Raw genomic sequence first — 15,389 nt, forward strand, 5'->3', positions numbered from 1 at the left:
CCCTATATCTCTTTGATAATGAAACGGCCATAGACGTACATGATAACGTAGCGCCGAAGGTCGGAAATCTTGCTTAAAGCATCGTCCGTCACATAAAAGTTAAGCTGCTTTACCGCTCTCTCATACAGGGTTTTAATCACCCGTACCCGGGTCTTCTCTCGCGCTTTGCTGTTTCTTTTGTACTTGAATTCAAAAATGTAGCTGGGACCTTTGCCCTTATTGATGGCCACAAGATCCGCCCGGCCCCGCAGGGTATCCGGAGAAACTGCAGGATTCAGAACCTCGGCGCCAAAGAGTTCCTTAAGTTCCAGGGCCGCCTTTAAATCTTCGCTGTCCTCGGGAGAAACACCGTCAGAATCAGCAGGGATGGCGGGCTTATCCTCTGGTTCGTCTTCCGGGACATCGCAGTACTCATCCTCGTTAAGGCCGTCCTCAAAAACAAAACTCCCGTTATGTTTTATGGGGTATTCCTTCGTAATATTGAAGCTCCCGCCTGCTGCCAGACTTAAGGCAGTGTATATTGTAAGAGCGATTTGGTTTTCCCCCTCGCGGGAGACATCGGTCTGGGTAAAGCCGCCGGTTATCCGGTGAAGCATGGCGCTTAATATGGAAATATCATTGGAAACCGCCATCATTCCCAGATCCTTTATACTCTCGATTTCCCGGAGGGCTGCGGGAGAGCGTGTCAGCAGAAATCTGGCAAAGAGATCCCGGAAATATTCATTTGGAATGGTAAGGTACTCGACATTGAGACTGCAGTTGGGGGTGCATTTCTTCTCTTCCTCGCTCATCATGGTGAGAAAGCCCAGATGATAAAGAATAGCAGCTCCTTCATGATAGTTCAGAGTTTTGTGTTCGGCAGAAAGCTTTACGGCCATGCCGATATTTGATGCCACGGGTCTTCGGTCATTGAGATCCTCAATAAGCTGTTTGCGATCCTGTTCATTTATCAGCATGAAACATCCGCATAGCTTGTCATAATCGATATTGGCCTCGGAAAAAAGTTTAAATGACGGGATTTCCCGATAATCATTTTCAATAAGTTCGCTGATAAAGTTCAGGCACATGGCGGCGTTGTAAACAGTGTTTTCGGCATTATCGGCAAATCTGTACCCGTCATATCTCCTCTTTATCTCCGCTCTTAACTCTTCCGGAGAGAACGGGCATTTCTCAAAATCCACAGTCTGCCTGAGCAGATCCATTACTTCTTCATCAGTGAAGCCGGCAAGCTCGTTAAATTGCGGGTCGGATGTTAAGTGTTCGGAGACAAAACCGGAAATTGCAGTATCCATGGTTATTGGCAGCATGCCCGTTACGTAGATTTTGCTAATGATACCCATTTGCTTGAAATTACGCAGCACTCCGTAAAAAGCTGAGAACTCACTGTCTATTCTGACAGCTTTCCTGGAAAGTTCCGGACTTCCGGTTAATATATCATTGGCAAAAAAGTCATATTCGTCGATGATGACCATGAGTCTTCCGGACAAATTTCCGCTCATGCCGTTTACATAGGTCAGGAATTCCTGAAGGGCCGCTGCGGGAATTCTGAACCCGTTGTAATAGCTGATGACGGAAGAATAACCATCTTCAGGATCTGCTGCTTTCAAAAAACCGGGTAACAGTTTCGGGTATGATCTGTAAAAATTAACAATGCCGTTTACGATATTGCGCTTAAAGAATGACAGCGCTTCTTCCACAGTGCTGTATGCGGCGCTGGCCGTGCCGTCTGCGGAACTGTACCCTCCGGAAAAGTCAAATTTAAGCACGTGAAAGGAGTTTTTCAGAGGAGTGGGGTGAGAAGCGATGCAGGTATTGCGAAACAGTCTGTCCCCTTCGTCCTTTAACGAGATATCGTAGTAGTACCGCAAAAGCTCGGCGAACATGGTCTTCCCGAATCTCCGTGGTCTTAAAAGCATGGAAACCGGATAACCATGGTTTTCATAAACCTCCAGAAAGCGGGTTTTATCCACATAGGCATAATTGTTGTCGATGATTTCCTTAAAACTGCTGGTTGTCAGTGGGTTATTTTTCAACATTGATCTCATCTCTTGTTTGTTATGCCCGTTGCATAAGGCCGTTTCCTCTCAGCATATCACTGAATCACCCCGTTCGGTTCTAAAACAATCTTCCAGTGTGTCCGTGCCTTCAATTTGACTGGTGCGAGAGACAATACCAGCAGCATTACGAGCTCTTTTAGGCTGTTCGCATTCTGGCTCTCTTTGAGGCTTCCTTCGGGGATGCGGCAATTTTCAGCAAGATTCCGAAAATCGGGAACGGGATTTTAATTTTATTCCCGGAAGCTTTATCACGGACTCTAGGAACACCCGGAAATATCCCCGGTAATGATAATCTGCATTTTTTAAAACAATGCAGGTTAACTTCCCCGCTGGGACGGGTTTACAGGTTTTTAATTTCCCTGGAATGAAGGCGATTATCCGGTGAAAGCCTTTATTTATAAGGCTTTTACCGAAATAAAACCCCGGGAGGATTTTTCCCGAAACAGGCTTATTTCCGAAATTCAGAGGATTCCCGGTCGCAGAATATCCCCCGCATTTCCGGAGTTATTCACAGGGGCCAGAAAAAATGGCGTCAGAAAAAACCGGGAGAAAAATCCGGTAACAGGGGAGATGAGATAAGGCTGCGGGAAGACGGAAACAGCAAGCCCGCACAGAAACGGGGGCTTTCCGGGGGATTATTATTGTCAAGATGTTAAGTTCGGCTGTTTTTCAGCAGGTTTCCGGGAACTGCCCTCCGGTTCTTGCTGCGGTACTGGATCTGCTTCGGAAGCGACGGCGCTGCCGTTTTCCGGTTTTCCGGTCTTCCGATCCAGAATGCTCCGGAATAACGACGCCTTGTCGGCAAGCGTGCTTTCAGAAGATTGCTGCGGGGCCTTCCCCGGCAGCTTGTACACCAAGTTCAGCGAGGTCGGCGTGGATCCTACCAGTATTTCTTCATCGCCCACCTGTACCAGAAGCAGCTTGGTTTTTGGGCCGGTAGGCAGCACTGAGATAAGCTTCAGTCTGCTGGCCCGGGAATTCGGCACCAAGCGGGTCTTTTTAAGGAGCCAGGACAGGGCGAAGATAAGCCCGATGACCAGAAAGCAGCTCATGGTGAATTCTAAGAGAGAGGCTCCGCCCCGGTTCTGGTCGGAGAAATCGGCGTTGCTGTCATTGCTTTGCAGGGTTTTCCCGCCAAAAAGGAGGTTTGAAGGAGCTTCGGGGGCCGCGCTGCTAACAGGGGCCGCGGTGCTCTTGCTGTCAGGGAGAGGGGACTCGATACGAGGAGGCTCCTTTTTAAGATCCTGATCCGGAGCCTGCTCCTGATAGAGATCCCGGTATTCCGTGCCGCCTTTCTGATTTCGGGAGGCTTGCTGGACAGGATCTGCGATGTTCTGTTCTCCGGGCTTGGCTTTCGGATTTTCTGCCGGAGCTTCCGCCGCGCTTCCGGCCGGGGTTTCCAGAGCAGGTTCGGTTTCAGCGCGGAGATCCGGAGCGGCCAAAAGCAGTCCGGCAGCCAGAACGGGAACCAGAACGGAGAACAGGCGGCGATTTTTATCAAGTAATGAATTCATATGAGGTTTTGCCTTTCCGGTGAATTTTTCATGCTGAAACTGAACCGGCATCTCGCCGGCATTTCCAGAGGTCTTTCAGGAATTCTATCATCCCGGGTCATAACAGGCAAAGGAAGGGCAAAATTTCCCAGCAGGGCCAGAGGACTAAAGCTCAGTCTCCCGGTTTCGTATTTCCAGAAGCTCTCCGGAGATCTGCCAGTTCCAGGTGGCGGTGGTGGGCTCCAGGGGCTTCATGGCAATGCATTTTGCCGGGCAGACCGGAAGGCACTTTTCACAGCCCATGCAGAGCGAGGGATCCACCCAGTGCTTTTCCTTGAGCTTTCCGGTAATGGAATCATAGGGGCAGACCTTGGAGCATTTGGTGCAGCCGATGCACTTTTCCTGATCGATAAGAGCCACCAGTTCCTCCGAGGCCCGGACGTTTCTGGCCGGCACCGGAACATGCATGAGTTCGGCCAGAGCCCGGGTGCAGGAGTCCCCGCCGGGGGAGCAGAGATTTACCGGAGCCTCGCCCCGGGCCACGGCGGCGGCATATTCCCGGCAGCCGATGTAGCCGCACTGACCGCACTGGGCGCCGGGGAGGGCCTTCTCAATTTCATCGGTCAGGGGATTTTTGTTTTTATCGGCAAATCTTTCGGCGGCAAAGCTTAAGGAGCCCCCCAGAATAAAGGCGGCTGCCGAAAATATCAGCACTACAAGCAGCAAATGAAACATCTGAACGAGAAACCCAGTCAGTCTTACCAAAGAAACTTATCCGGCCGCAAAAGGAACGCCGGAGTCCGGAAGAGTCTGTCTTCCGGAATGCCACGCGCATTATACACTTTCAGTGGGGATTTGACAGGAGGTTTCCGGTCATAAAAAAAGGCCCCGGTTAACGGAGCCTTTGCTGTGTAAGAGGTGTCAGAAATCAGTCAGCATCAGGAAAGCTGTTCCTCCTGAGAGTTTTCGGTCGCGGCGCCTGCCGTCTGAACGTTTTCCGCCTGAGCCGGCGCAGGTTCCGAGGAAACCTCTTCCTCTGCGGGAGCTTCATTCTGCGGAACCGGACTATCCTGAGGTTCCGCCTGCTCTGCCTTTGGAGTCTCCTCTGCGGCAGGTTCGGTCATGGGCACCTCGGAAAGGTTTCTGATGGCGCTGAAGCCGGCATGACTGGCCTCCGGAGCGAACTCCTCGCCTTCCCGGCCGCTGGCCTCCGGAGCCTCCGGGAGCTCGCAGGAAGCGGGTTCGGCAGCCTCGGAACAGGACATATTGGCGATGCCGCTGAAGCCGGCATGTCTGCCGGAAACCTTAGGCTCCGGAGCAGACGTCATGGCTTCTGCCGGCTGAGCCTCCGGAAGGTCGCAGTCCTGAGGCAGGGTGGCGGCCACGCTGGTGAGGGCGACGTTTCCGATGCAGCCCACCCGGGCCGGAGCTTCAAAGACGAAGGGCTTCTTTGCCGGCTTTTCCGGTACTGGCTTCTTTGCGGCAGTCTCCGGAGATCCGGCCTTTTCTCCTGCTGGAGCGGCAGCGTCATGGTGCTTCTTCCGGGACGGTCTTCCTTCCGGAGCGTTCTTGCCCCGGGGATTCTGGCTGTCCGGCCGGTTCTTGCGGCCCCGTACCTGAATCTTCTCCTCGACTACCGGGCGGGAGCTCTTGTCCGCAGCATTCTGAGCCGAAACGCTCTCGTCTCCTGCGGCATTCTTATAGCCCTTCCGGGGTTTATCGTTCTGGAAATCTCCGTCACGGCCGTTACGGCGCTGCCGGGGCTTGCCGTCCCGGGAGGCGTCTTTGCCGCGGACGCGGGACGGCGATTCCGGACGCTTCTTGCTGGGACGGTTCTTAGGCTGGAGCTCCTTGGGAGTTTCCGGAATGGCCTCCGGAGTTTCGCTGCCTCTGAAGAATCCCACAATGGTACGCATCATCTTCTTGAAGATGCCCACGGATTCGGCGGAATCGACCTTTTCAGGACGGGGAGCCGGCGGAGTCAGTCCGGCCTGGATGGAACTGAAGTCCACTGCCGGGATCATGGGAGCGCTCTTCCGGGCGGCATGCCGGTTCAGGGACTGATCCTGAGCGGCGGCCGGGAAGTTGCTGGGAGCGGGAGCGCCCTGTTCCTGACGCCGTTTCATGAGCTGGAAGGTGCTTACGCTGTCATCGCCTTCGCCTTCTCTCACGCGGTTGATCTCGAAATGCGGGGTTTCCAGTCTTTCGTCCGGGAGAATATACACTCTGACGTCATGACGCTTTTCCACGGCCTGAACCGCATTGCGCTTTTCGTTGATGAGGAAGGCTGCCAGTTCCACCGGCACATTGGCGTAGACGCTGGCGGTGTTTTCCTTCATGGCCTCTTCCTCGATGATGCGGAGGATGGAGAGAGCCAGAGAGCCGTTATCCCGGATGGCGCCCTGACCGCCGCAGCGGGGGCAGACATGAGAGGTGGATTCGCCCAGGGAAGGCCGGAGCCTTTGCCGGGACATTTCCAGAAGGCCGAAACGGGAGATTTTGGCAAACTGAATCCGGGCCCGATCCTGTCTCGTGGCTTCCCGCATTCTGTTTTCGATTTCCCGCTGATTCTTCACCGGAGTCATGTCGATGAAGTCAATGACAATGAGACCGCCCACGTCCCGGAGCCGGAGCTGCCGGGCAATTTCCTCGGCTGCCTCGATGTTGGTCAGAAGGGCGGTTTCTTCGATGTCGCCGCCTCTGGTGGACTTGGCGGAGTTAACGTCAATGGAGGTCAGAGCCTCGGTGGGATCGATGACGATGGAGCCGCCGGAGGGCAGCTTGACCTCGCGGTGGTAGGCGGATTCGATCTGGGACTCAATCTGGAAGTGGTTGAACAGGGGATCCTCGCCGTCGTACATTCTGACCTTGTTTACAAAGTCGGGACGGACAATGGAAACCTGCTTGAGAACGTGATCAAAGACCTCCTGATTGTCGATGAGAATCTCGCCGATATCAGGACGGAGGTAGTCCCGGATGGCCCGGTGCACTATATTGCTTTCCTGATGGATCAGAAACGGAGCCGGACGGCTTTGGGCCGCCAGCTGAATCATCTCCCACTGCTTAACCAGTATCTGCAGATCCCAGTTAAGCTCCTCGGCGGTCTTGCCGACTCCGGCGGTGCGGACGATAACCCCCATGCCGTCGGGGATGGCGAGAGAATTCAGAGCCTGCTTGAGCTCGATTCTGTCATCTCCGTCGATGCGATGGGAAATACCGCCGGCATGGGGATTGTTCGGCATGAGAACAATATAGGAACCGGCAAGAGAAACGTAGGTGGTCAGGGCAGCGCCCTTAAGTCCGCGTTCCTCCTTCTCGATCTGGACGATAACCTCCTGACCTTCCCGGATAGCGTCCTTAAGACTTTGCCGGTCGGTATAGGAGTATCCCGGCTGGAAGTATTCCCGGGCGATCTCCTTCAGGGGCAGAAAACCGTGCCGATCCACGCCGTAATCAACAAAAGCCGCCTCGAGACTGGGCTCGATGCGGGTGATGATTCCCTTGTAGATGTTGGCCTTTTTCTGCTCATGTCCGACAGCTTCAATATCCAGGTCGTAGATCTTCTGGCCGTCCACAAGCGCAACACGCATCTCCTCTTCCTGAGTTGCGTTTATTAACATTCTTTTCATTAAATTGCTCAACTTATCGGTACAGCACTGCATGTGCCCGGAAGGCCCGGAGCTTCAGTAAACGGCATCGCTGCCTGAAGTCTTACCCTGAGGCCGGGAGCGCAGTTGTGAGCACGATTGACCTTCAGCTCAAACTGTACAGAAACAGGTAAAAAGCGAAAGGGTGTCCCTGAAATCAAAGGATACCCTGCTGTAAAACAATATGACAAAAACCAGCTTTACGTTGTGCGATGCCTTGATTTTCGGGCAGGCATCCAGGTCCGAACAAAAGCCCTGTAATTATCACATTTTTTTAATGGCCTGACCACAAAGTCACTTATAAAATGGTGTCTGTATTGAGATTTTGTCACGTTTTATCCCGGAGGCGGCTCTGCCCGGAGAAATCAGTTTCAGATCCGTTTCGTTTCCCGGCATCCCGCTGCTCCGGCAGTTACCCCGGGGTCAGGCCCCCGGAAAACTGAGATCCCGGCGGGATTCCGGGAATATTTTCGGGAAGAAGGCCGTATTTTTGGGATAAAAACATGGCCGGGGAGCGTTTTTTCCCGGGAAAATGTTACCTCACCGGAAAAACGGCATCACTCCGAGCCTGGTATTCCGGAGGTTTCATTCTGATGTGGTACACTCATTCACCGCAGGTACTGATTACAATACAGGAGCTTTTTTATGAGTATTAAGATTTTCGGACATCCCCGCTGTCCCGACTGCGTGTCCCTGAGAGCCAGCATTATGGCCAATGAGGGGCAGATTTCCTTTGAAGGACACGATATCAGCCAGCTTGAGGATCTGCATGCCTTTATGGCGCTCCGGGATGCTTCCCCTGCTTTTGACCGTTCCAGAAAGATTGGCGATATCGGCATTCCCTGCATTGTCACCGAAAGCGGCGCAGTCCGGCTGGACTGGGAGGAATATTTCCGGGAGCAGGGCTTTAAGGTGGTTCATGCTGATGCAGAGGGCCCTTCATGCAGCATTGACGGCAGCGGCTGCTAGCCTCCGGCGATGCTCCGGAGAAGTTTAAGGAGAGTATTTGCAGATAGGTCAGGCAGTATCACATGAAATATCCAAATATTCAGGAAGCGCGTTTTGTTTCCAGACTTAATCGTTTTGCGGCGCGGGTGGAGATTAACGGAGAGATCCAGGATGCTCATGTCAAGAACACCGGCCGCTGCCGGGAGCTTCTGATTCCGGGAGTTCCGGTGTATCTCGTGCGAGCTCCGGGGCCGCTCCGGAAGACCTCCTGGGATCTGGTCAGCGTTCTTAAGAATAACCGCCTTATGATCAACATGGACAGTCAGGCCCCCAACCGGGTGGCGGCGGAATGGCTGGCCACCCAGGGCTTTGACGAGGTGCGGCCGGAATTTCCCTTCGGAAAGTCCCGGCTGGATTTCTTCATGCGCCGGGGGGAGACGAACTATCTTATGGAGGTCAAGGGCTGCACCCTGGAGAAGGACGGCATGGGCTATTTTCCCGATGCGCCCACAGCCCGGGGCGTCCGGCATATCCGGGAGCTTATCCGGGCCCGGGAAAGCGGCTACGATGCCACGCTGCTCTTCGTAATTCAGATCAACGGCGTTCATGAGGTGCGTCCCAACGGGGAGACCCATCCGGAGTTTGCCCGGGTCTGGGAGGAAGCCGAAAAGGCCGGAGTGCGCATTGCCTTTCTGGAATGTCAGGTTACCCCGGATTCTCTGGTTTCAGCGGGCTCCTCCCTGAAATTCTGAGCATTGCGGGCCGAGCCGGGGCGGGCGGTTTCAGCTCCGGCCGCCTTCCTTAATCCTGCTGCCGCTTTCTCATTTGGCGCTGGTTCCGCCTTCCTTCCCTGAGAAGCCTTCTCTTTGCCAGAATTCCCGGGCATATTCCTGAACCTCTTTTCTTTTTATCTTCAGGCCCTGATCCCAGACCGGATTCCAGGGGATCCAGACCTTGGGAATGAGGACGCGATCCAGAAGCCGGGCGGCCGCGTTTTTCAGGGATTCCCGGATCTCCCGGGACAGCGGGGCGGGGAGACTTTCTCCGTCCTTTTCCTCGTATTCGGGCCGGCATTCCGGAAGAGGACTTGCGGTTTTGATCACCGCCGCGGCCATGGCGCCCCATTCCGGATCCGGGAGCGGCACCACCACGGCTTCCCGAATCCCGGGAATTTTCAGGAGCTCCCGTTCCACGCTTTCCGGAATAATATTCTCCCCGCCGGAAATAAACATGAAATCCCGGCGTCCCAGAATCCGGAGCCCGTTCGGAGTCATGATCCCCGTATCCCCGGTGGCGAACCAGCCCTCCGGATCCGCAAGAGCGTTAATGGTTCCCCGAGAGCCAAGACAGCCCAAAGCCAGAGACGGCCCCCGGATCAGGACTTCTCCGGCTGAGTCCGGAGTTCCTCCCGGAAGAGATCCGGAGATGCGGCAGCTCCAGCCGGGGAGCGGCCTTCCGGAATAGTCCCCGGGGCCTCCCGTGAGCTCCCCCAGAAAGGCGAGAGAGGCGGTTTCGGTCATGGCGTAGGAAACAAATAGCCGTACCCGGGGATAAAGCTCCCGGAATCTTCGGACGGTTTCCGGAGAAAGAGGAGCTCCTCCGGCCAGGATCCATTTCAGGGAGCGGAGCTTTTCCGGAGCAGGGGATTCGTTAACGAGCCGCCAGATCTGGGTGGGCACCAGAGAAAGGGCGGTAATGCCCGACCGAGCAATGCTGTCCGGGAGGGAAAGCCGGGGATCCGGCGCCGCCATGGCCGCGCCCGAAACCACCGCCCGGAATATTACCGCCTGTCCTCCGGCATGATTGAGAGGAATACTCAGAGCATAACGGTCGCTTGCGGTGATCCCGAGAGCCCGGCAGGCGTTTTCCGCGCTAACGAGATGATTTTTAAGGGAGTGAACGATGATCTTGGGAGTCCCGGAGGATCCTGAGCTCATAAGGAGATTTGCCGGAGTGTCCGGATCGCTCCCGGATAACAGGTCGGTAAATTCCGGAGTTTCCTGTTTTTCCGGCAGTCCCGGCATTCCCGGAAGCTCCTTATCAGCGGCATCTTCCGGATCGAAGATTACTCCGTTTGTCATTCCCCGGATCTCGGCAAGGCGGCTCTCGCATTCCCTGAGGGAGAACGGCAGAACTGTTTTCCTAAGATAAAGGGCTCCCAGAAAGGCGGCCGCGTAGTTTGCATTGCCCCGGGCCGGGAGGAGCACGGTTTTTTCGGGAATACTTTTCAGGAGGGCCTGCATGCGGGCGGCTTTTTTCAGGAGATCCCGCCAGGTGACGGTTTCTGTTCCTGAGTCTGTTTCGGAAATAACGGCGGGGAGATCCGGAGTCAGCCGAACCCGCTCCGGAAAGAAGCCCGGAGAAAAGAGCAGAGGTTCCGGGGCTCCCGGCGTTTTCATGGTTTCCGCTTCCGTACGTTCGCAGGCTGTTTTGTTAAGTTCATCCATCGCATTCCTTCCGCTAAATATGCCTTTCCGGGGCTGTTTCATCCCCCGGTTTGATGTCCCGGCCTCTCCTTCTAAAGCTCCCGGACGCAGACAGCCATGAAGCTATCTATGGTACGGGCCTCCTCCGGAAAGTACTTCAGGGTGTCCGTGCCCGAATCTGTTTCAAAGCGGGCAGCTAATCTTCGAATCCATCCTATGCCCGCGGGGCTTTCAAAGGCCGATGACAATACCGGGCGGATCTCCCGGAGGCTCATAAAGCCGGGGATGAGCGCCGGCTTTATTACCGGCTTTATCCGGTAATGCCGGAGCACCTCCGGGAGCTCCGTCCCGGGAAAGCAGGCGGCAAATTCCCCCCAGAGGGTGTCCAGCCCCAGGGGAATTCCCAGAGAAAGGCAGGCGGAAAGGGCGGGCAGGGGATCCTCAAACCAGCCCAGAGAGTCTCCCAGAGCGGCGCTAATGCGGCGGGCGTTTTCGGGAGAGAGACTTCTGTTGCCATCCGGGTTTATCATGACGCGTCCCCGGAGTCCCCGGGCGAATATCTCCCGGAGAAGCTCCTCTATCAGGGAAAGCTCTTCGGAAAGGGGAAAGATCCCCGCCTTGATTTTAATGCCCATGGGGGAACCGGAATCCTGTCCGGATCCCGATGATAAGTCCCGGAGAATGTTGTCCAAAAGGGGCCCCCGGCGGGCCCGGATTTCCGGAGGCGTCCCGAAAAGGCTGCAAAGGGGCGGCTTTTCCGGAAGGCCATTAAGCGGGAACTTCAGCATGGCGACGGCAAAAAGAGCCTCGGGAGTCCTGAGATCCCCCTCCGGTATTTCCATTCCGTAATCCCGGCACCTCTGAAACGTCAGCAGATCCCGGAGGATATCCTCCTCCCGGGAGGGAGAAAACCCGGGCAGGGGGGCAAATTCCCCCAGATCTCCCCCGGGAGAACAGAGGAGGAAGCCCCGGCGTTCCCGGATCTGAAAGCCGTTCTGCGTAAGCGGGGCTTTCAGGGGGATCCGGTACCTGAAAATACGCTGAATCTGCATTGGCTTACGGGCCGGGCTTCTTAAGGATTGCGCACAAATTTTGCGAAGTCCGGCTGCCGTTTTTCATTAAAGGCATTTCGGCCTTCCTGCCCCTCTGCGGTCATGTAGAAGAGCATGGTGGCATCTCCCGCCAGCTCCTGAAGGCCGGTCTGGCCGTCGCAGTCCGCATTGAGGGCCGCCTTCATGCAGCGCAGGGCGATGGGGCTGTTTCTCAGGATTTCCCGGCACCATCTTACGGTTTCCTTTTCCAGATCCCTAAGAGGAACCACGGTGTTCACGAGACCCATTTCCAGAGCCTCCGCCGCATTGTACTGCCGGCACAGGAACCAGATCTCCCGGGCCTTTTTCTGTCCCACGATGCGGGCCATGTAGGAGGCCCCGAAGCCCCCGTCGAAGGATCCCACCCGGGGGCCGGTCTGCCCGAAAACGGCATTGTCCGCGGCGATGGTGAGGTCACAGACCAGATGGAGCACATGGCCGCCCCCGATGGCATAGCCGGCTACCATGGCGATGATCGGCTTCGGACAGGTGCGGATCTGTCTCTGGAGATCCAGCACGTTCAGGTGATGCACGCCGGAATCATCCTTATATCCGCCGTAGTCTCCCCGCACCTTCTGATCCCCGCCGGAGCAGAAGGCCAGATCTCCGGCTCCGGTAAAAATCACCGTGCCGATACGGGGATCAAAGCGGGCATCCTGGAGGGCCTTTTCCATTTCCATGACGGTCAGGGGACGGAAGGCATTCCGCACATGCGGCCGGTTGATGGTGATTTTGGCGATGCCGTCGGGGGTCTTGTGGTAGAGGATATCGGTAAAGCCCATCTCAGAGGTAAGATCCTGCCATGCTGCGGGGGCGTAAAGAGAGGGATCGTCTTTTTGCATGCTGTTTCCTTTAAAAACTGAAGAATAAACTGAAGCGCCGCCAGGCAATAACTTGGCATCATAAGGCAGAGCCGAAGTCAGGATCGCTTCAGCGGCGAATGCGTCCGGCTCCGGGCCGGCTTTCCTTAAGGACATTATATAACATGTCCCGCTCCTCATATTTCCGGCGTCCGGAGACTCTCCCGGCCCGGAACCTGGCAGCGATTTCGGAGAAAGTCTTCGATAATGCGGGCGGTTTCTTCCGGGACTTCATCATGAATATTGTGTCCGGCATGGGGAACGGTCAGCAGGGCAATATCGGGCCCGGTGACGCTTTTCAGAAGAGCCTGGTATTTCGGATCCCGTTCTCCCGTGAGGAGCAGTACCGGAAGCTCCCGAGAGGCCTCGAGAGCGGGGAGGAGCCAGGGCATGCGGCCGGAACTCAGGCAGCTGAGTACCCGGGCGGCTTCCTCCCCCTTAATATGCCGGCGCTTTTGGATCAGGCTTTCCCGGACACGGGAGGAGAGCCCGGCAAATACCGGCTGGGTATACCATTCCCGGAGAAGCTCCGGAGAAAACTCCGCCGCAAATCTCCGGGCGAGATTTTCATCATGAAGAAGCCGGCGTCTTCTTTCTTCGGGATCCCGGATCCCCAGGCCGGAGCTTTCCAGAATAAGGCCGGAGATCATCGGCCAGTCCCGGCGGAGGTCTCCGGGGTATTCCGGACTGTTCTTAAGACCGTTTTCCGGCGTCTTCGTTTCATTCTCCGCCTTATTCTCCCACTCATACTCTGCCGCGCACTCCGCCTTATACTCCGGACTCATGAAAAGAGCAGAGAGAGCCAGGCGCCCCCCGAGAGAGTAGCCATAGAGGCATACCCGCTCCGCTCCGGATGCGGTGATAATTTTCCGGAGCCGGGCCCGGGCCTCCCGGAAGAAATAGTCCGGGGGAAGATCCCGGCGCTGTAAAAGCTCCCGGGTCTCCTCCGGAGACGGCAGGAGATCCTCGGGAAGGATCTCCCGGGAGTCTTCAGAAATAAGCTCTCTAACCCTGGCGAATTCTCCGGGGACTCCCATAAACCCCGCCAGAAAAAACACCTTCACCGCCGCAGCCGGCCCGCATTCTTCAGAAAACCCGGTCATGATTGATCCGCCTCGTTTGCCGCCTTGTTTTCAGAGGGGGAGGGATCGGAAGGCAATCCTGGGGCCTCGGCCGTCAGTTCCCGAAGCATATTAATCCCTTCCCCCGGAGGCAGGGGGATTTCCAGCACTTCGCCTGCGGCGGGCCCCCGGATAAGATCCCGGAGTTCCGCTTCCCGGGTTACCTGCCGCCAGGGGATCCCGAACATGCCGGCCGCTCCGGCAAAGGTTACATTCTGGGGGTTCACAAAAAGCTCCTTCAGGATCGCTTCATCCGGCACCGGGAATTTCATAAAGATATTGCCGCCGTTGTTGTTAAGAATGATAAGCCGCACCCGGTATTTTCTGAGGAGGGCGATCCCGGAAAGATCATAAAGGGCGCTGGTGTCTCCGATAACCGCGGTGATTCCGGTGTCCGGAAAGCAATGGGAGAGCCCGGCTGCCGCGGCGATAAGTCCGTCGATGCCGGAAACTCCGCGTGAGGTGAAAATCCCCCGGGGGTATTCCGGACAGAGGAGAGTATCCGCCAAGCGGGCCGGGAGGCTGTTTCCGATAAGGAGCGGAGTTTCAAGTTTGGAGAGCGCCGCAATAACGGAGGCTTCCGTAAGACGATCCCCTGCCGCATTCCCGGAGGAGAGCTTTTCCATGACAGGCCCTGGCATGAGACACGGATTTTCCGTAAAAAAAGGATCTCCGGAGGAAACTGACGTTCCGGCCGGATTCCCGTCTGTCAGGCTGAGAATGGTCTTCCTGAGAACCTCCGGGGTGATTCTGATGACGGGCCCCGGATGCCCGGAGGCATTTATCCCGTCGGTGTATTTCGTGATGAAAATAACCTCTCCCGGAAAATCCCGGATAAAGGAGAGCAGCTTTTTGGAGATGAAATGCCCCTCCAGCACGATGAGCCTCCGGCAGGTTCGGAGCCTTTCATAGGCTCCGGGTAACCGGGCAGTCAGAAGATCAAAGGGGGGCAGCACCGGGATGCGGCCCCGGAGATTGCTCTGGATATCGGCGATGACGGGATGCCCGGTTTTTCTGAGGGGCTCCGCAAGCAGGGCCGCATCCTCCGGCGGCAGGGAACCCGCAGCGATAAGCGCGGGGCTTTCCGGCGCCAGAAATGTTTTCAGGGTTGTCAGAAGACTGTTTCCGGGAAGTGTTTCGGGCCGGAGATCCGTAAAGGAGTGCTCCCCGGCCTGGTTATCATTTGCGGGGAGGCGAGCCGGGAGCGGACTCTCTGCTGGATCCCCGTAAAGAGGTTCCCGCATTTCCACATTGAGATGCAGGGGGATTCCTGAGGCCAAAGCTTCCGCAAGGGCCGAGCTTATCCTCCTCTTTGCCGCGGCAAGTTCAATCTCGCTGGTCAGTACCGGAACATGAACAAAAACGGCATAGCTCCCGAAAATCCCGTCCTGGCGGCAGGTCTGGTTGGCTCCGGTTTCCAGAAGCTCCCAGGGCCGGTCGGCGGTTATCAGGATCAGGGGAATATGACTCATCCGGGCTTCCATGACGGCCGGAAGCAGATTCCCGACGGCGGTGCCGGAGGTGGTGACCGCCGCCGCGGGAATGCCGGAGCCCCGGGCGATGCCCAGAGCCAGAAACCCGAGATCCCGCTCATCGAAGTGCGTATGAAAGGCGAGTTCGGGCAAGCGGCTGCGGAGCAGGGCAAAGGGAGCGCTGCGGGAACCCGGGGCAATGCAGAGATCCCGGAGCCCCAGAGAGACCAGAAGAGAGAGAATGCCGTTTGCGGCCAGAGCGCTGGAAAGCATG

General features: G+C 56.2%; 11 protein-coding genes. 2 read left to right on the top strand and 9 right to left on the bottom strand.

Going from position 1 to position 15,389, the window contains the following annotated elements:
• Positions 1-2: 2 nt before the first annotated feature.
• The 4 genes from ACJROR_RS12135 to rne form a co-directional block, all read right to left on the bottom strand.
• The gene (locus ACJROR_RS12135; protein WP_406547253.1) at positions 3-2,036 is read right to left on the bottom strand and encodes an AAA family ATPase; all 2,034 of its coding nucleotides are present in this window, start codon (positions 2,034-2,036) and stop codon (positions 3-5) included.
• Positions 2,037-2,701: 665 nt separating this feature from the next.
• Entirely contained in the window at positions 2,702-3,571 is an 870-nt protein-coding gene (fliO, locus tag ACJROR_RS12140) for a flagellar biosynthetic protein FliO (RefSeq protein WP_406547254.1), read from the bottom strand.
• 144 nt (positions 3,572-3,715) lie between these two features.
• Positions 3,716-4,315, bottom strand: a complete 600-nt coding sequence (locus ACJROR_RS12145; protein ID WP_406547255.1) for an RnfABCDGE type electron transport complex subunit B — start codon at positions 4,313-4,315, stop codon at positions 3,716-3,718.
• 173 nt (positions 4,316-4,488) lie between these two features.
• Complete coding sequence (rne, locus tag ACJROR_RS12150) at positions 4,489-7,179, bottom strand: ribonuclease E (protein WP_406547256.1); 2,691 nt, start codon at positions 7,177-7,179, stop codon at positions 4,489-4,491.
• Positions 7,180-7,842: 663 nt separating this feature from the next.
• Between rne and ACJROR_RS12155 the strand changes: the two genes are divergently transcribed.
• Together ACJROR_RS12155 and sfsA are read left to right on the top strand one after the other, a co-directional pair.
• Positions 7,843-8,166: a hypothetical protein gene (locus tag ACJROR_RS12155; RefSeq protein WP_406547257.1), complete on the top strand. Its 324-nt coding sequence runs from the start codon at positions 7,843-7,845 to the stop codon at positions 8,164-8,166.
• 62 nt (positions 8,167-8,228) lie between these two features.
• On the top strand, positions 8,229-8,897 hold the full coding sequence (gene sfsA / locus ACJROR_RS12160; protein WP_406547258.1) for a DNA/RNA nuclease SfsA: 669 nt from the start codon (positions 8,229-8,231) through the stop codon (positions 8,895-8,897).
• Positions 8,898-8,966: 69 nt separating this feature from the next.
• Here sfsA and ACJROR_RS12165 read toward each other — a convergent pair whose 3' ends face one another.
• From ACJROR_RS12165 to menD, 5 genes are all read right to left on the bottom strand, one after another.
• Positions 8,967-10,592, bottom strand: coding sequence for an AMP-binding protein (locus ACJROR_RS12165; protein ID WP_406547259.1), 1,626 nt, complete (start codon positions 10,590-10,592; stop codon positions 8,967-8,969).
• Positions 10,593-10,663: 71 nt separating this feature from the next.
• Entirely contained in the window at positions 10,664-11,623 is a 960-nt protein-coding gene (locus tag ACJROR_RS12170; protein WP_406547260.1) for a hypothetical protein, read from the bottom strand.
• Between the two features lie 20 nt (positions 11,624-11,643).
• Positions 11,644-12,504: a 1,4-dihydroxy-2-naphthoyl-CoA synthase gene (gene menB / locus ACJROR_RS12175; protein ID WP_406547261.1), complete on the bottom strand. Its 861-nt coding sequence runs from the start codon at positions 12,502-12,504 to the stop codon at positions 11,644-11,646.
• 155 nt (positions 12,505-12,659) lie between these two features.
• Positions 12,660-13,625, bottom strand: a complete 966-nt coding sequence (locus ACJROR_RS12180; RefSeq protein ID WP_406547262.1) for an alpha/beta fold hydrolase — start codon at positions 13,623-13,625, stop codon at positions 12,660-12,662.
• Positions 13,622-15,388, bottom strand: a complete 1,767-nt coding sequence (gene menD / locus ACJROR_RS12185; RefSeq protein ID WP_406547263.1) for a 2-succinyl-5-enolpyruvyl-6-hydroxy-3-cyclohexene-1-carboxylic-acid synthase — start codon at positions 15,386-15,388, stop codon at positions 13,622-13,624. Before menD ends, ACJROR_RS12180 begins: the two co-directional genes overlap by 4 nt.
• Between the last annotated feature and the right edge of the window lies 1 nt (position 15,389).

This window comes from Succinimonas sp., from assembly GCF_045225735.1.
Classification (GTDB): Bacteria; Pseudomonadota; Gammaproteobacteria; order Enterobacterales; family Succinivibrionaceae; genus Succinimonas.